19 protein-coding genes are annotated in these 15453 nt (G+C 45.1%); 8 read left to right on the top strand and 11 right to left on the bottom strand.

The genetic code is table 11. The features are described 5' to 3' along the window. Positions 1 to 15: 15 nt before the first annotated feature. Entirely contained in the window at positions 16 to 510 is a 495-nt protein-coding gene (locus GOL65_RS01635) for a type III secretion system chaperone family protein (RefSeq protein ID WP_140918497.1), read from the bottom strand. 84 nt (positions 511 to 594) lie between these two features. Here GOL65_RS01635 and GOL65_RS01630 point away from each other — a divergent pair, with 84 nt between their 5' ends. Beyond that, a complete protein-coding gene (locus tag GOL65_RS01630; RefSeq protein WP_228397812.1) occupies positions 595 to 813 on the top strand; it encodes a DUF4250 domain-containing protein in 219 nt (72 codons plus the stop codon). A 1-nt stretch (position 814) separates the two neighbouring features. On the opposite strand, the gene nfsA is transcribed toward GOL65_RS01630, so the two are convergent. Then, positions 815 to 1537: an oxygen-insensitive NADPH nitroreductase gene (gene nfsA, locus GOL65_RS01625; protein WP_140918496.1), complete on the bottom strand. Its 723-nt coding sequence runs from the start codon at positions 1535 to 1537 to the stop codon at positions 815 to 817. Between the two features lie 295 nt (positions 1538 to 1832). Here nfsA and GOL65_RS01620 point away from each other — a divergent pair, with 295 nt between their 5' ends. Then, complete coding sequence (locus tag GOL65_RS01620) at positions 1833 to 2096, top strand: GrxA family glutaredoxin (protein ID WP_108899566.1); 264 nt, start codon at positions 1833 to 1835, stop codon at positions 2094 to 2096. A gap of 77 nt (positions 2097 to 2173) precedes the next feature. On the opposite strand, the gene ruvB is transcribed toward GOL65_RS01620, so the two are convergent. The 7 genes from ruvB to GOL65_RS01585 all read right to left on the bottom strand — a co-directional run bounded on the left by ruvB (position 2174) and on the right by GOL65_RS01585 (position 7788). Continuing rightward, entirely contained in the window at positions 2174 to 3190 is a 1017-nt protein-coding gene (gene ruvB / locus GOL65_RS01615; RefSeq protein ID WP_140918495.1) for a Holliday junction branch migration DNA helicase RuvB, read from the bottom strand. A gap of 17 nt (positions 3191 to 3207) precedes the next feature. Then, positions 3208 to 3819 (bottom strand): Holliday junction branch migration protein RuvA, encoded by a 612-nt coding sequence (ruvA, locus tag GOL65_RS01610; RefSeq protein WP_140918494.1) that lies wholly within the window; start codon positions 3817 to 3819, stop codon positions 3208 to 3210. Positions 3820 to 3996: 177 nt separating this feature from the next. Continuing rightward, positions 3997 to 4521 carry a crossover junction endodeoxyribonuclease RuvC gene (gene ruvC, locus GOL65_RS01605; RefSeq protein WP_140918493.1) on the bottom strand — a complete coding sequence of 175 codons (525 nt, stop codon included), beginning with the start codon at positions 4519 to 4521 and terminating at the stop codon, positions 3997 to 3999. Next, entirely contained in the window at positions 4521 to 5264 is a 744-nt protein-coding gene (locus tag GOL65_RS01600) for a YebC/PmpR family DNA-binding transcriptional regulator (protein WP_140918492.1), read from the bottom strand. Before GOL65_RS01600 ends, ruvC begins: the two co-directional genes overlap by 1 nt. Before the next feature lie 31 nt (positions 5265 to 5295). Further along, a complete protein-coding gene (gene nudB / locus GOL65_RS01595) occupies positions 5296 to 5739 on the bottom strand; it encodes a dihydroneopterin triphosphate diphosphatase (RefSeq protein ID WP_140918491.1) in 444 nt (147 codons plus the stop codon). Position 5740: 1 nt separating this feature from the next. Then, a complete protein-coding gene (gene aspS / locus GOL65_RS01590; protein WP_140918490.1) occupies positions 5741 to 7513 on the bottom strand; it encodes an aspartate--tRNA ligase in 1773 nt (590 codons plus the stop codon). Between the two features lie 14 nt (positions 7514 to 7527). Then, the gene (locus GOL65_RS01585) at positions 7528 to 7788 is read right to left on the bottom strand and encodes an FmdB family zinc ribbon protein (RefSeq protein ID WP_140918489.1); all 261 of its coding nucleotides are present in this window, start codon (positions 7786 to 7788) and stop codon (positions 7528 to 7530) included. A 423-nt stretch (positions 7789 to 8211) separates the two neighbouring features. Between GOL65_RS01585 and GOL65_RS01580 the strand changes: the two genes are divergently transcribed. From GOL65_RS01580 to GOL65_RS01560, 5 genes are all read left to right on the top strand, one after another. Beyond that, entirely contained in the window at positions 8212 to 8607 is a 396-nt protein-coding gene (locus tag GOL65_RS01580) for an MAPEG family protein (protein WP_140918488.1), read from the top strand. A gap of 129 nt (positions 8608 to 8736) precedes the next feature. Next, positions 8737 to 9480, top strand: a complete 744-nt coding sequence (cmoA, locus tag GOL65_RS01575; RefSeq protein WP_140918487.1) for a carboxy-S-adenosyl-L-methionine synthase CmoA — start codon at positions 8737 to 8739, stop codon at positions 9478 to 9480. After that, positions 9477 to 10448: a tRNA 5-methoxyuridine(34)/uridine 5-oxyacetic acid(34) synthase CmoB gene (gene cmoB, locus GOL65_RS01570; protein ID WP_140918486.1), complete on the top strand. Its 972-nt coding sequence runs from the start codon at positions 9477 to 9479 to the stop codon at positions 10446 to 10448. The genes cmoA and cmoB overlap by 4 nt, the downstream gene beginning before the upstream one ends. A gap of 35 nt (positions 10449 to 10483) precedes the next feature. Next, positions 10484 to 11323 (top strand): YaeF family permuted papain-like enzyme, encoded by an 840-nt coding sequence (locus GOL65_RS01565; protein WP_140918485.1) that lies wholly within the window; start codon positions 10484 to 10486, stop codon positions 11321 to 11323. A gap of 170 nt (positions 11324 to 11493) precedes the next feature. Beyond that, a complete protein-coding gene (locus GOL65_RS01560) occupies positions 11494 to 12711 on the top strand; it encodes a lactonase family protein (protein ID WP_140918814.1) in 1218 nt (405 codons plus the stop codon). 80 nt (positions 12712 to 12791) lie between these two features. Here GOL65_RS01560 and cutC read toward each other — a convergent pair whose 3' ends face one another. Next, positions 12792 to 13556 (bottom strand): copper homeostasis protein CutC, encoded by a 765-nt coding sequence (gene cutC / locus GOL65_RS01555; RefSeq protein ID WP_140918484.1) that lies wholly within the window; start codon positions 13554 to 13556, stop codon positions 12792 to 12794. A gap of 113 nt (positions 13557 to 13669) precedes the next feature. On the opposite strand from cutC, the gene GOL65_RS01550 reads away from it, so the two are divergent. Beyond that, positions 13670 to 14824 carry a MalY/PatB family protein gene (locus GOL65_RS01550; RefSeq protein ID WP_179038124.1) on the top strand — a complete coding sequence of 385 codons (1155 nt, stop codon included), beginning with the start codon at positions 13670 to 13672 and terminating at the stop codon, positions 14822 to 14824. Positions 14825 to 14879: 55 nt separating this feature from the next. Here the strand turns inward: GOL65_RS01550 and GOL65_RS01545 are convergent, their stop codons facing one another. Beyond that, the gene (locus GOL65_RS01545; protein WP_235893723.1) at positions 14880 to 15440 is read right to left on the bottom strand and encodes a VOC family protein; all 561 of its coding nucleotides are present in this window, start codon (positions 15438 to 15440) and stop codon (positions 14880 to 14882) included. Positions 15441 to 15453 lie beyond the last annotated feature (13 nt).

Raw genomic sequence — 15453 nt, 5'->3', positions numbered from 1 at the left:
CAGATATAGGAAAAATTAATGAATGGTATGGGTAATTGAACGAAGCACCTGAATATCATCTTCAGTCTCACGCTCGTTATCACTGACAGTCAGTAGCTCATTGGCTCTGGCTTCCATAATAATTTGAGTGGTTTGTTCTTCTGCTTCCTGCAGTAGCAAACGGAACTGCTCTAATGTGATACCCGCAGCCGCACTCAAAGACTGACAAATAACCATCTTAGGTAAGTTGTCATCCTGAACATCAATAAATACTTTAGTGGTTAATGATGAGGCATTAATTTGGCTGAGATCGGCAACCAAAGGAATCAGTGCCACAGGACGAATTTCCGCCACAGCAGAGAATAAAATAACATTTTCGAGTAGATCGACCTTGGCATCAAAAATACCATCAACGCTTTGCAGGTATGGTAAATGTAAAGCCTGACAAGAATCACATTCGAAAAAGGCGATGCCCAACTGTTCAAGCCAACTACGCATTAGGGCCAGATCAGGGACGATCAGCTTATCCATTATGGTATGTCCTCAGTAAATCAAAAAGAAAGTGCAATAACGCACGAATATTACCCTATTTATTACCTGATGAGGTAAGTTATTATGAGTTTTTACGTCATCACCGGAAAAAATATGCAACGTCGAAACTTTTTAACTATGGATCCCCACCTGCTATTTAGCCTCATCAATATGAAACTAAGAGATGAGTTCGAATCCCTTGACGATTTGGTAAGTAGTTATGAGATTGACCGGGATGCACTCATCAAAAAGCTATCGGATGCTGGCTATCAATACCAGCTATCCAATAACCAATTTCGCTAACTTAGCGGGTTACCCAACCCTGCTTATGCAGATAGTCCAGAATAAATGGACGACGCTCTTTACGAACCGTAGCGGCTATTTGTTCGCTCCAGCTAACGTGCTTTTTATTCTCTGAACGAGCCTCGTAATAAGCCACAATATGGGCATCGTATTGCGCCAGCAGTTCCCGGTTTAATGGTTGATAGTTATTTTCATGCACTACTATCTCCGCAGGCAAACGAGGCTTCTGTTCAGGCTGTTGATCGGGATAACCCAGACACAGGCCAAACAGCGGCAATACATGTTTTGGCAGTTGCAGTAGCTCGGTCACTGCTGCGATATTATTTCTTAGCCCACCGATATACACACCACCCAGCCCTAATGATTCTGCTGCCGTTAAGGCATTTTGCGCCATCATGGCGGTATCAACCGCACCTAACAATAATTGTTCTGCATATCCCAGTTCAGCTTCAGGGCAGATTTCCTGATTGCGATGATAGTCAGCACAAAACACCCAAAACTCTGCCGCCTGAGCCACATGCTTTTGACCACCGCTGTATTCCACCAGTGCCAAACGCAAATCCCGGTCGGTTACCCGAATGATCGAACTGCATTGCAAAAAGCTGGAGCTTGATGTTGACTGCGCGGCCCGAATAATTGCCTGACGCTGTTCATCCGTCACCGGTTGAGGGGTAAAAGCACGGATGGAACGATGGGAGCAGATAAGATCGATAGTTGGCGTCATAGAAAGTCCTGATTTTTGTTGGTGTAACCTGACAACGTAGCTAAAACACGGGTTATCGTAACATATACAGCTCCTCTGACAGAAAGTGATTCCCCAGCGGCTGACTGCTATATGTTTTTTTACACAAATTTTTCTTTATAAATTTATGCAGTTAGTGTCAGATAGGTAAGATTTATCAAACTGACAGGTAATTCCTGCTTTTTTTTACTGCCTGTGACGGGCATAGTATCGGCAGTTTTTATCATATTGGCTAACGGCGAAAAGCCGAACATTCTAAAAATTTTAAGGAGTATTCATGTTTGTTGTGATTTTTGGACGTCCTGGGTGTCCTTATTGTGTTCGTGCTAAAGAATTAGCAGAAAAATTAAGTCAGGAACGTGACGATTTCAGCTATAACTATGTTGATATTCACGCAGAAGGTATTACTAAAGCCGACCTGGAAAAAACCGTCGGTAAACCAGTAGAAACCGTACCTCAAATCTTTATCGATCAGGTTCATATTGGTGGTTGCACCGATTTTGAAGCTTACGCAAAAGAGAACCTGAGCCTGTATCAATAATTATTGATAATCAACCTGACTCAATAAAAAACCGGAGCTATGTTCTCCGGTTTTTTTATCTTTTCTGACGGTTAATATTAACGCCGTTCGTCATCTCTGGTAATGCCAAAATGTTGATAGGCATGTTGAGTTGCCATGCGCCCTCTTGGCGTGCGCTGAATGAAGCCCTGCTGAATCAGATAAGGTTCGATAACATCTTCGATAGTTTCCCGCTCTTCCCCAATCGCGGCAGCAAGGTTATCCAATCCAACCGGACCACCCATAAATTTATCGATAATGGCCAGTAATAGCTTACGGTCCATAAAATCAAAACCTTCAGCGTCGACATCCAGCATATCCAGCGCCCGAGTTGCCACATCACCATCAATGGCACCATTTGCCCGAACCTCGGCAAAATCACGCACCCGACGTAGCAGACGGTTAGCTATGCGCGGTGTTCCTCGTGCCCGGCGGGCAATCTGATTGGCTCCTTCCTGTGACAAATTGAGATCCATACACTGAGCGCTACGTGAAACAATCGATTCCAGATCGGCAACCTGATAGAACTCCAAACGCTGCACAATACCAAAACGATCGCGTAACGGCGAAGTGAGTGAACCTGCACGCGTTGTGGCGCCAACCAGAGTAAACGGGGGTAAATCAATTTTAATAGAACGCGCAGCCGGACCTTCACCAATCATGATATCCAGCTGATAGTCCTCCATTGCCGGATACAGAATCTCTTCCACTACTGGCGAAAGACGATGAATCTCATCAATAAACAGCACATCATGAGGTTCCAGATTGGTTAACATCGCTGCCAGATCCCCTGCTTTTTCCAGAACAGGTCCTGAAGTGGTTCGCAGATTTACCCCCATTTCATTGGCAACGATATTAGCCAATGTGGTCTTACCTAAGCCGGGAGGACCAAAAATCAGCAGATGATCCAGCGCATCACCTCGTAATCTGGCGGCCTGAATAAAGATCTCCATCTGTTCACGAACGTGAGGCTGCCCAACATACTCACTTAGTAGTTTAGGGCGCATCGCACGGTCGATAGGGTCTTCTTCTTCAAACTGCGCTACGGGTGAAATCAAACGATCGGCTTCAATCATGCTTTTTCTCTTTCTACTTACAGTGCAGAACGCAATGCTTCACGGATCAGGGTTTCACTATCGGCACCCGGCGTTACCACTTTGCTGACCAGTCGGCTGGCTTCCTGTGGCTTATAACCCAGAGAGACCAGTGCAGATACCGCTTCCGACTCTGCATCATTATCCGCGCTTTTCGACGGGCTAAGTGGAGGCAAGTCGTTATTGTTGTTAAACAGATCGCCATTGAGTCCTTTGAAGCGATCTTTCATTTCTACCACCAGGCGTTCAGCGGTTTTCTTACCAACACCCGGCAACTTAACCAATGTACTAATTTGTTCCTGTTCTACGGCATGAACAAACTGCTGGGCAGACATACCAGAGAGAATCGCCAGAGCCAGTTTTGGCCCAACGCCATTCACTTTAATCAATTCGCGAAACAGCGCCCGCTCCTGCTTATCATTAAAGCCATACAGTAATTGCGCATCTTCACGCACCACAAAATGGGTGAAGATAATGGCTTCCTGACCCCGATCGGGTAATTCATAGAAACAGCTCATTGGCATAAATACTTCATAACCAACACCATTCACCTCAAGCAGAACTTCAGGGGGCTGTTTTTCCAGAATAACTCCACGTAAACGACCAATCACGATTCAGGCTCCTTATGGCTTACACAGGGCAGAAACTAAAGATAAAGTTCATCTTAAGTGGCCTGCCGCTTAACGTCTCTATTTATACACGTATTACATAACAAAAGCTGGATAAATATCCAGCTTTTGTTTTATTAATTTGATCGCTGCATCACTTAGCTTCAGCTTTTCACTCAATTATTCCCCAACCCGACCACGGGCCAGCGTTAATCTGGCATTGCCCATGCGAATGGTATTCTGGCTCAAGTGACAGTGAGTAATGGCGATTGCCAGCGCATCGGCGGCATCTGCCTGTGGGTTAGCAGTCAGTTTAAGCAAGGTTCTCACCATATGCTGTACCTGTGATTTTTCTGCCGCACCATGCCCTACTACCGTTTGCTTCACCTGACGCGCCGCATATTCAAAGACGGGTAAATCAGCATTCACCGCCGCAACAATTGCAGCGCCGCGCGCCTGGCCCAGCTTTAATGCGGAGTCCGCATTGCGAGCCATAAATACCTGCTCAATGGCAAAAAAATCAGGTTGGAACTGAGTGATAATTTCACTGACGCCAGCATAGACCAGCTTGAGGCGGGTAGGAAGGTCGTCGACAGCGGTGCGAATGCAACCGCTCCCGAGATACTCTAACTTACGCCCCTGCTGACGAATTACGCCGTAGCCAGTAATTCGCGAGCCGGGGTCAATGCCAAGAATGATGGCCATTAAAGTGTTGCCGCAACCTCATCAGAGATTTCACCATTGTGGTAAACCTCTTGAACGTCATCGGAATCTTCCAGCATATCGATCAAACGCAGCAGTTTTGGTGCAGTTTCTGCATCCAGTTCAGCTTTAGTTGATGGAATCAGAGAGACTTCTGCTGCGATAGAGACCAGACCAGCGGCATCCAGTGCATCTTTCACATCACCAAAACTTTCTGGTGTGGTGAATACATCGATAGCACCATCATCATAAGTAACAACGTCGTCTGCTCCGGCTTCTAACGCTGCATCCATTACCGCATCTTCATCGGCACCTTCCGCATAAGAGATAACGCCTTTCTTGGTAAACAGATAAGAAACGGAGCCATCAGTACCCAGGTTACCACCGGTTTTAGTAAACGCATGGCGAACCTCAGATACGGTACGGTTACGGTTATCACTCAAACACTCAACCATAACTGCTGTACCGCCCGGGCCGTAACCTTCATAAATGATGGTTTCCATATCGTTATCGTCATCACCACCCGCACCGCGGGCAATGGCGCGGTTTAGGGTATCCCGCGTCATGTTGTTTGATAATGCTTTATCGATAGCAGCACGTAAACGCGGGTTCGATCCTGGGTCACCACCGCCTAACTTGGCAGCTGTTACCAGCTCACGAATGATTTTTGTAAAAATTTTACCGCGTTTTGCATCTTGTGCCGCTTTACGATGCTTGGTATTGGCCCATTTACTATGACCTGCCATAAAAAATCTCCAGTCGAAAGCCGGTTAAGGCTTAATGAGAAATAACAAATTCTTCAATCGCCTGTTGGTTGCTCCACGATTTTGTTAGTTGAGCAGCCTGTGTTTTATCCAGCCACTGGTAAGCATGATGCTCAGACAACTCAACTTCACGCTCTGTGGGTAGTGCCAGACAAAACCAATGTTCCAGATTATGCGTAGTACCCGGTGCATAACGGTGGCGAAAATGTGTAAAAATTTCAAATTCAACGCTACATTGACAGTCTTGCAGAATCAAATTTTCTGCCTGAATATCAATACCAACCTCTTCCCTGACTTCTCGTAGCGCCGTTTGTTCCGTAGACTCTCCCGCCTCAAGGCTACCGGTAACCGATTGCCAAAAGTCAGGATCGTCGTTACGTTGTAACATAAGCACCCGACCACTATCACGGCTGTAAATCACAACCAGCACAGATTCCGGGCGCTTAAACTGCTTCATATTACTTATCTGACTTCTCTGTCACGACACTGATAGACAGTTCTTTCAGCGACGCTGGATTAGCATAGCTTGGTGCTTCAGTCATCAGACAGGACGCTGCCGTGGTTTTCGGGAAGGCAATAACGTCACGAATATTTTCAGTACCCGTCAGCAACATCACTAAACGGTCCAGACCAAATGCGATCCCCGCATGTGGTGGTGTGCCATATTTTAGCGCATCCAGTAAAAATCCGAATTTCTCACGTTGTTCCTGTTCATTAATACCCAGAATACCAAATACGGCTTGTTGCATTTGACCATTATAGATACGAACTGAACCACCACCGACTTCATAACCATTCAGTACCATATCATAGGCATTGGCAATGGCTGATTCCGGATCGGCAACCAGTTGCTCAGGCGTCATCTCTTTCGGTGAAGTAAACGGATGATGCATGGCAGTTAAACCACCTTCACCATCATCTTCAAACATTGGGAAATCGATAACCCACAGCGGAGCCCAACTGTCTTCATTAGTGATCTTCAGGTCACGACCCACTTTCAGTCGCAGCGCACCCATAGCATCGGTTGCTACTTTAAAACTATCAGCACCAAATAACAGGATGTCACCATCTTTTGCCTGAGTACGTTCCAGCATCGACTCAATTATTTCAGCCGTGAGGAATTTAGCTACCGGACTCTGTACGCCATCCATTCCACCATTACGATCGTTGACCTTCATCCAGGCCAGACCTTTAGCACCATAAATCGAAACAAATTGAGTGTAGTCATCAATTTGCTTACGAGTTAGTTGAGCGCCACCAGGTACACAAAGTACAGCAACACGGCCTTTAGGATCGTTTGCCGGACCAGAGAATACTTTAAAATCGACGTCTTTTAGCAAATCAGCAACGTCAACCAGTTCCATTGGGTTACGCAGATCTGGTTTGTCAGAACCGTAACGACGCATGGCTTCAGCGAAAGTCATACTTGGGAACTGACCTAAATCAACACCTTTTACTTCAGTCCACAGCTCGCGAACCATTTTTTCCATAATGGCCCGAACCTGTTCTGCGCTCATAAATGAGGTTTCAACGTCGATTTGGGTGAATTCTGGCTGACGGTCTGCACGTAAATCTTCATCGCGGAAACATTTCACGATTTGATAATAGCGGTCAAAACCAGACATCATCAGCAGTTGTTTAAACAGCTGAGGTGATTGAGGCAGTGCATAGAATTTGCCTTTATGTACCCGGCTTGGCACCAGATAGTCACGAGCACCTTCCGGCGTCGCTTTAGTCAGCATTGGGGTTTCAATATCCAGGAAGCCGTTGCCGTCCATATAGCGGCGAACAAATGCAGTAATGCGCGCACGAGCTTTCAGACGCTCAGCCATTTCCGGACGACGCAGATCCAAATAGCGATATTTCAGACGCTGTTCTTCAGTATTGTTTTGATTAGAATCCAGCGGCAGTGGTTCTGAACGGTTAATGATATTCAGGGTATGAGCAAAGATTTCTACGCCACCGGTTACCATATCTTTGTTTGCCTGACTTTCAGGACGGGCACGTACGGTTCCAACGATTTGGATGCAATACTCATTACGTAACTCAGAGGCTTGCTCATATGCAGCTTTGCAATCAGGATCAAAAAACACCTGTACAATACCCTCACGGTCACGCATATCGATAAAAATTAAACCGCCTAAGTCACGACGACGATTTACCCAGCCGCACAGGGTTACTTCTTGCCCAACATGAGTAGTGTTGAGCTGTCCACAATAATGAGTACGCATAACGATCTATCCTTTTATTCAGCCAATGCTGCGCCCGGGCAATTCGCCTGACAGGCCCCAGCACAAGGGGTATCTGATGAAGTATTCTTACGGCTTTGCGGGGCTTCACTCGCATACCAGCCGGAACCTTTCAAATGGAAATTTCCGGGGGAGACCAATTTAACTAATGCTGACTCACCACACTTAGGGCATTCCACCAAAGGGGCATCAGCTAACTTCTGTAATTTATCCAGACGATGGTGGCAAACACCACACTCATATTCATAAATAGGCATAATAATGATTCTGAATACCGATCGTTTGTTATTTCATTCAATCAGGATGAGGCTAAACGGTTAAATCATAGCGCCACCCAAAAGGCGGTTATTATAAAGGAAATTATCACTGCCGATAAGAGCTACATCAGGTGACATCGCCCGGATTCAAACTAATTTATGCTTAAACGAACAAAAAAACAGCACTCTCGTTTTAAAAACTCATCATTAGCATCCTTACAAACAAAGATCCTGCATCTGTCTGATCCACAATTCTATTAATTACTTCGCTGAAAATTTAATTTAATGATAATAATTCGGCTTTATGATTAAATTTTTTATCTTATAAAATAGTAAGTAAGCTAAACTTATTTCTTTATAGCGGAATTTTTTGTTATATCCGGTTATTATTCTGTTGCAAAAATTATATCTGTGGGGTGATGAATGGTTAGCGCACTGTATGCTGTGCTGGGCGCACTACTATTATTTAAGCTGTCTCTTGATGTAGTAAAGCTTCGTACCCAATATCGCGTTCCGTTTGGCGATGGTGGCTTTTATGAGTTGCAGATGGCGGTTCGTATTCACGGTAATGCCGTGGAATATATTCCTATTGCGCTAATTTTGATGGTGATTATGGAAATGAACGGCGCTAACGTGTGGTTGGTTCACGTTAGTGGAATTATGTTATTCGCTGGTCGCCTTAGTCATTATTATGCATTACGCCACCGCGATTGGTTTTGGCGTCGTTCTGGCATGGCCGCTACCTATATTTCTATGGTGATGATGATTTGTGCCAATATCTATTACTTGCCGTGGGAGCAAATTTTGGTTCTGTACTAATTTAGCATCACAGTAATACGTGATTATCATTATCACGCGGTTGGTTATTTGCCGCCGGGTTTACAGACATTCCCCCACTGCTCTGATAAACTGTGCCTCTTATTCATTGTACTGACTCTTTCTATTGCTATGCCAAACCGCGATACCTTATTTGCTGCCCCGATAAATAAACTGGGTGACTGGACTTTCGACGAGCAGGTCGCCGAAGTATTCCCGGATATGATTCAACGCTCCGTTCCAGGTTATTCCAACATTATTTCGATGATTGGCATGCTGGCTGAACGCTTTGTTCGCCCTAATACCCACATTTATGATTTGGGCTGTTCTCTTGGTGCAGCAACCCTGTCGGTTAGACGTAACATTAAAGTTGATGGTTGCCATATTATCGCTGTCGATAACTCACCGGCGATGGTTGAACGCTGTCGTCGTCATATTGACGCTTTTCGTGCTGTCACTCCGGTGGAGGTCATCGAGGCTGACATTCGTGATGTTGAAATTCAAGATGCCTCAATGGTGGTGTTGAATTTTACCCTACAGTTTCTCGAACCCGATGATCGCCAGCGTTTACTGAATAAAATCTATCAGGGAATGTTACCTGGCGGCATTCTGGTGCTGTCAGAAAAATTCAGTTTTGAAGACCAGCAAATTGGTGAGTTACTGTTTGATATGCACCATGATTTTAAACGTGCCAATGGCTACAGCGAACTGGAAATTAGCCAAAAACGCAGCATGTTGGAAAACGTGATGCGCACCGACAGTGTGGAAGCCCACAAAACTCGCCTGCATCAGGCGGGTTTCAGCCATGCAGAAACCTGGTTTCAATGCTTTAACTTTGGCTCATTGATTGCAGTAAAAGAGGATGCTAAATCATGATCGAGTTTGGTGATTTTTACCGTCTGATCGCTAAAGGCCCTCTTAGTCACTGGTTAGAAACCCTACCAGCCCAAATTGCTGCCTGGCAAAAGAGTTCCCATCACGGGCAATTCAAACAATGGTTTAATGCAGTTGAATATATGCCAACCATTAAACCCGATCCGTTAGACTTATTACACAGTGTTACCGCAAATATCTCTCCTGATCTGAGCGAAGGCCAGCAGTTGGGTATATTGACGCATTTAAAAACATTGATGCCCTGGCGCAAAGGGCCATTTAACCTATATGGCATTCATATTGATACTGAATGGCGGTCGGACTGGAAATGGGAACGCGTTGTCCCCCATATCTCTTCTTTAGCTGGTCGTACTGTATTAGATGTTGGATGCGGTAGCGGCTATCACATGTGGCGTATGATTGGTGCCGGTGCTCATTTAGCAGTTGGAATTGACCCTACCCAACTATTTTTATGCCAGTTTGAAGCGATACGTAAACTGTTAGGTGGCGATCAGCGGGCACATCTGCTGCCATTAGGCATCGAGCAGTTACCCGAATTAAAGGCCTTTGATACCGTATTCTCCATGGGCGTGCTCTACCATCGTCGTTCACCTCTCGACCATTTGTATCAGCTAAAAAATCAGTTAGTTTCAGGCGGTGAATTGGTACTGGAAACCATCGTTATTGAAGGCGATGAACATCAGGTATTAGTGCCCGGAGATCGCTACGCTCAAATGCGTAATGTATATTTTATTCCATCGGCTGCGGCACTGGTTAACTGGCTGGAAAAATGTGGTTTTATTGATATTCGTATTGTTGATGTTTGCCCTACTTCCGTTGAAGAACAACGTAAAACAGATTGGATGACCAGTGATTCTTTAGCTGAATTTCTTGACCCACAGGATCACAGTAAGACTATTGAAGGATACCCAGCGCCAATCAGAGCTGTTATTGTAGCGAAAAGACCATAACTGCCGGTCTGTTTAGCGGATTAAAGGATTAAACCATGTCATTTTGCAGGCCCGTTACATCTCTGTTTGCCATTGTGTTCAGTGGCTGCTTTTTACTTAGCGGCTGCACTATGCAGATTTCTGAAAAAGAAGATAATCAACTCAGTACAACTAACGCCCTACCGGTAGAAATTCAGATGCAGCGCCTTCATTCCTATCCTGAAGGAGGAAGTCTGGTTATTCCTGCTACGGAAATGGTTGCCGGTGATATTCTGCTAACCTCACCTTATGGACCAACTTCTTTAGGAATTCGCCTGTTTAGCGCTTCAACAGTTAGCCATGCGGCTATCTATTTAGGTAACGATCAGGTAGTTGAAGCTGTGGGTGGCAGCGGAGTGCAAATCGTATCTCTGGATAAAGTGATCGATCATAACTCCAAGATCATTGTTTTCCGGGTACCTGAGCTATCAACAGAACAGGCTTTAGCGATTCGTAATTTTTCAGAGTCTCAAGTTGGCCAACGTTATAATTATAATGGCGTCGCACTGATGGCCCCATTTATGATGACGCGTCAGCTATGCAGCCTGAATCCATTCTCTGAAAAATTCCGCAATAACTGCATTAGCACATTGGCTAAAGTCCAACTGGGCTCAGACGATGATGCTAAAGGTAGCTTCTTTTGTTCTCAGTTCGTCATTGAAGCTTACAATCAGGCAGGACTTCCTATCACCGCATCTGACCCGGTTTGGGTTAGCCCGGTAGACCTTCTTCATATGCGTGAAGGTGATGTCGCATCTCTGACGCCAAATAAACCACTGTTGTATATAGGCCATTTGAAAAAAGGTATCGTTGAAAACACGACCGCTTCAATTCAGGACTTCTTTAGCTTCAAGTAATGGGGTTCTACCAAATTTCAGTATGGTTTATTTGATCTTTTCAAGATCTGGGGTAATCATTAATCCCAATGTCAATTATCACACCACGACATTCACTCTTGTCTTATCTATACATTTAAGAGGTGTCGTACGTTTATAAAAGCACAGGAGATTATATGAATAAAAAACGCATGGATGGTTCAGCAACCACAGCAATTTACCGCAGTATCATTATTGGATTATCTTCTCTTGCTGCTTTTCCCGTTTTAGCCAATACCGAACCTTCTGCTATTACTCCCTCAGACACAATGGCTTATGTTGCCACCTATAATCCTAATGGAGAAGGTATCTATCTGATGAAGGTAGATAAAGATGGTTCACTTAAAAAAGATAAACTGGTTAGCAACATACCTAATGCTGCACAAATTGTATTAGACAACGATAGCAAACATCTTTATGTCGCCAGTGAAGTGGCTAACTATAACGGTGGGAAACATGGTTCTCTCACCGCTTATGCTGTAAATAGTCAGGATGGCAGTTTAAAAAAACTGAACGAAGTTGACTCTCAGGGCGCTGGTCCGGTTTATATTTCTATTCATCCCAACGGTAAGTTTCTATTAGTAGCAAACTACATCAGCGGTTCTATTGCCAGTTTTCCGATTAATAAAGATGGTTCACTGGGGCGACCTGCATCCGTGAAGCAAAGCAGTGGAGAACCTGGTGCAAGCAAACCTGCCGCTGCCGTTGAAGGCAGCTTCGCCTTCAGCGATCACGACGGCCCACATGCCCATATGATCGGCAGCGACCCTGATGGAAAATTCGTTTACTCTACCGATTTGGGTTTAGACCGTATTTATCAATGGCGGATAGATAGCAGCAACGGCGTTCTTTCAGCTAACAATCCACCATTTATTGCTGCATCATCAGCCGGTGCCGGACCTCGCCATTTCGTTTTTCACCCGACGAATAAGCATGTCTATTTAATTAATGAAGAGTCCTCCACCCTGACAACCTATCTGTTTGATATGGAAAGTGGAAAATTGATGGAACAGCAAACGATATCCTCTTTACCTGAAGGGTACAAAGGAACCAGCTTCGCTTCCGGTCTGGTACTCAGTCAGGATGGTCACCATCTGTATGTGGCAAATCGTCTGCATAACAGTATTTCGCATTTTAATATTAATGAGAATGGTAGCTTAACGCTGGCAAATAATATCTGGACTCATGGCGATTACACTCGCACAGTGGTTATTTCTCCGGATGGTCACTCCCTATACGCGATGAATCAACGTAGTGATAACATCACTACGTTCAGCATCGACCCAACCAATGGCAAACTGACATTCACTAACCGCTTTACCCCTGTTGGCAGCCCATCACAAATGCTGTTTATTACTCCTCAGCAATAAACAATGCTTTAAAATTTGATGGAATAACAAAAGTAGAAAGGCCAGATAATTATCTGGCCTCTTAGTCATCATGAGCGTTGTTAGCCTACCTGCTGGCGAAACCTCACAACGCTGGGAGCGAAAACCTCCTTCATCGCCGCCACCATATCACTATCAACCTGAAACTGAGCAAATTCATCTGCTTCACTATCGGTATTCATATTCACGCCAGCCTTACGATAACGCATACAGGATGGAACGATTTGGCAGGCAGAAGTGTGAATCTCCTGAACGCCAGCTTCGATAAATTTATGAATATTCGTCAGGCGAATACCGCCACCGGGCATAATAACCGGCCGTTGGCTTTGCTGAATCAGGGTACGAATTAAGGACAATCCAACCTCAGCTGTTTGCTGTTGCCCCGACGTCAGAATACGGTCCACTCCCAAATCCGTCAGTTGGCTTAGTGCCAGTAACGGATTAGCACACATATCAAACGCCCGATGAAAAGTAACAGACATTCCTGCCGTTTGGCGAAGGATTTGTTGCATACGTTCAACGTCAATATGGCCATCTTCCGTCAGGATCCCAATGACGATACCCGGGAAACCAAGGTCGCGGATCTGGTCAATATCACGCTTAATAATGGCGAACTCACTTTCGCTATAACAAAAGTCCCCTCCTCTTGGACGTACAATAGGATGAACCGGAATAGAAACCTGATGAGAAACCCAGTCAAGCATGCCAATACTCGGCGTAATTCCTCCTTCTTGCTTGCCTGCACAAAGTTCTATGCGATCCGCGCCAGCGCGCTCGGCCTTTATGGCACAATCGGCGCTATAACAACACACCTCCAGTTTTGACATCTTTCCCCCTAAATCAAGTAAAAACAAAACAATTCTTGAGCAAGAGAACACATCTGGCGTAGTCTACACTTTATTAAATGACACCCAATCAAAGGCGCACTAAAGGTTTTATTATGGCATCTAATTTTGATCTGTATGTGGAGCGACATCACACCGATAGTGATAAGTGGCACAAATATGAAGATAAAGAGATTATTCCCCTATGGGTTGCAGATAGTGACTTTAAATCTCCTATCGCTGTTATTGACGCCCTGCAAAAACGTGTAGCCCATGGGGTATTTGGTTATGGCTATCCTTCACCCGAGCTGGTTGAGGTGTTCATTCAGCGAATGAAGCAACGCTACCAATGGGATGTAAAACCAGAATGGCTGGTTTTTCTTCCGGGGTTAGTATGTGGATTAAACTTATGCGTTCGGGCATTAACTACTCCGGAACAGGGAACTATTGCCCCCCATCCAATTTACCCTCCATTTATGAAAGCTGCACGGTTTGCTAACCGTAATCAGGTTTCTGCACCAGTTAAGTTACAAAATAAGCGCTGGGTGCTAGATCTGGAGGCCACAGAAAATCAGCTATCCGGTTCTGAAAAACTGCTGATGCTATGTAATCCACAGAATCCTGGTGGAACCGTTTATCGTCGCCATGAGTTAGCGGCTCAGCTTGATTTCGCCCAGCGACATAATTTGATTGTTTGTTCAGATGAAATTCACTGTGACCTTCTGCTGGATGAAGGGCTGGAACATATTCCTTTCGCTTCTCTCAGCGAAGATGCGGCTCAACGTTCTGTAACGTTAATGTCTCCATCTAAAACCTTTAATATCGCCGGGTTAGGTGCATCCATTGCCGTTATTCCAAATGCAGCATTGCGACATCGCTTTACCGAAGCGCGAGCCGGTATTGTTCCCAGCGTCGATATTCTGGCTTATGTAGCTGCAACTGCCGCCTACAAGGGCGGTGATGAATGGCTTGCAGAGCAATTAACCTATCTGCGTGGTAATCGGGATTTGGTAATGGAGAGAATTAATGCAATTCCCGGACTAAAATTGATGCCTGTTGAAGCCACCTATCTGGCCTGGATTGATGCTTCAGGATTAGCAGTAACCAATCCACATGCTTTCTTTGAGCAAGCTGGCGTTGGATTATCACCAGGCAGTGATTTTGGTAATCCGAATTTTGTTCGCCTGAATTTTGGCTGCCAGCGAGCGCTACTGGAGCAAGCGTTAACGCGTATGACGAACGCCGTAGCAACCTTACCCGCTTTAGCCTGACAGGTCACGGTCATCATTAAATAATGGTGACCGTCTTTTCCTTTACTGCCATCATTTAGCTTTCGCTTTTAACTACTTCCTGAATGCTGTACGGGTGAAATTTTACGGTTACCCCATTATCTGTTACCGCCAACGTTGGATTGGGCAATCTTTCCCCTTCTCCAGCAGGATTACTGAATTTTAGTTTTAGCTGCGGCATCAACAGAATATCGTCTGAAAACAGCGCCAGTGCCGTTTGATGGAAATTTTCCACATCGCCAGGTACGACCCATTCTACGTGTTCCCAATCCTCCTGCGGATAAAGTTTATCTCCCGGATAGGGCAACTCAACACAGTCAATTCGCCACAGGCCAACCTGTAATGGTTCATGCAGATTAAACAGACAAATTGGGCGACCATTGATTATCTTTTCAGACATCAGTTCACCACACTGCATTAACCCCTGACGCCAGCGATCCGCGGTAGTTTTCTGGAAACAGCGAACAGAAATATGGTCCGCATAATAAGTTTCCAGCGACAGTTCCAGCCGCGTAAGCAATTGATGTAACTTATTAACAAACGTCGGTAAGCTCTGATGTAAGTCACTAAGCTCTGCAATATCCTTAAATGATGGCACTTCTGTTCCCCGC

This window comes from Limnobaculum xujianqingii (genome assembly GCF_013394855.1).
GTDB classification, from domain to species: Bacteria; Pseudomonadota; Gammaproteobacteria; order Enterobacterales; family Enterobacteriaceae; genus Limnobaculum; species Limnobaculum xujianqingii.
This window is presented reverse-complemented; position numbering and strand designations above follow the sequence as displayed.

What these genes read in the sequence shown, in the direction of transcription:
- GOL65_RS01580 (WP_140918488.1), top strand. Translation starts at nt 8,212, where the DNA reads ATGGTTAGCGCACTGTATGCTGTGCTGGGCGCACTACTATTATTTAAG.
- GOL65_RS01635 (WP_140918497.1), bottom strand. Translation starts at nt 510, where the DNA reads ATGGATAAGCTGATCGTCCCTGATCTGGCCCTAATGCGTAGTTGGCTT.
- GOL65_RS01585 (WP_140918489.1), bottom strand. Translation starts at nt 7,788, where the DNA reads ATGCCTATTTATGAATATGAGTGTGGTGTTTGCCACCATCGTCTGGAT.
- GOL65_RS01550 (WP_179038124.1), top strand. Translation starts at nt 13,670, where the DNA reads ATGGCATCTAATTTTGATCTGTATGTGGAGCGACATCACACCGATAGT.
- nudB (WP_140918491.1), bottom strand. Translation starts at nt 5,739, where the DNA reads ATGAAGCAGTTTAAGCGCCCGGAATCTGTGCTGGTTGTGATTTACAGC.
- aspS (WP_140918490.1), bottom strand. Translation starts at nt 7,513, where the DNA reads ATGCGTACTCATTATTGTGGACAGCTCAACACTACTCATGTTGGGCAA.
- nfsA (WP_140918496.1), bottom strand. Translation starts at nt 1,537, where the DNA reads ATGACGCCAACTATCGATCTTATCTGCTCCCATCGTTCCATCCGTGCT.
- GOL65_RS01565 (WP_140918485.1), top strand. Translation starts at nt 10,484, where the DNA reads ATGTCATTTTGCAGGCCCGTTACATCTCTGTTTGCCATTGTGTTCAGT.
- GOL65_RS01600 (WP_140918492.1), bottom strand. Translation starts at nt 5,264, where the DNA reads ATGGCAGGTCATAGTAAATGGGCCAATACCAAGCATCGTAAAGCGGCA.
- ruvB (WP_140918495.1), bottom strand. Translation starts at nt 3,190, where the DNA reads ATGATTGAAGCCGATCGTTTGATTTCACCCGTAGCGCAGTTTGAAGAA.
- cmoB (WP_140918486.1), top strand. Translation starts at nt 9,477, where the DNA reads ATGATCGAGTTTGGTGATTTTTACCGTCTGATCGCTAAAGGCCCTCTT.
- ruvC (WP_140918493.1), bottom strand. Translation starts at nt 4,521, where the DNA reads ATGGCCATCATTCTTGGCATTGACCCCGGCTCGCGAATTACTGGCTAC.
- GOL65_RS01620 (WP_108899566.1), top strand. Translation starts at nt 1,833, where the DNA reads ATGTTTGTTGTGATTTTTGGACGTCCTGGGTGTCCTTATTGTGTTCGT.
- GOL65_RS01560 (WP_140918814.1), top strand. Translation starts at nt 11,494, where the DNA reads ATGGATGGTTCAGCAACCACAGCAATTTACCGCAGTATCATTATTGGA.
- GOL65_RS01630 (WP_228397812.1), top strand. Translation starts at nt 595, where the DNA reads ATGAGTTTTTACGTCATCACCGGAAAAAATATGCAACGTCGAAACTTT.
- cutC (WP_140918484.1), bottom strand. Translation starts at nt 13,556, where the DNA reads ATGTCAAAACTGGAGGTGTGTTGTTATAGCGCCGATTGTGCCATAAAG.
- cmoA (WP_140918487.1), top strand. Translation starts at nt 8,737, where the DNA reads ATGCCAAACCGCGATACCTTATTTGCTGCCCCGATAAATAAACTGGGT.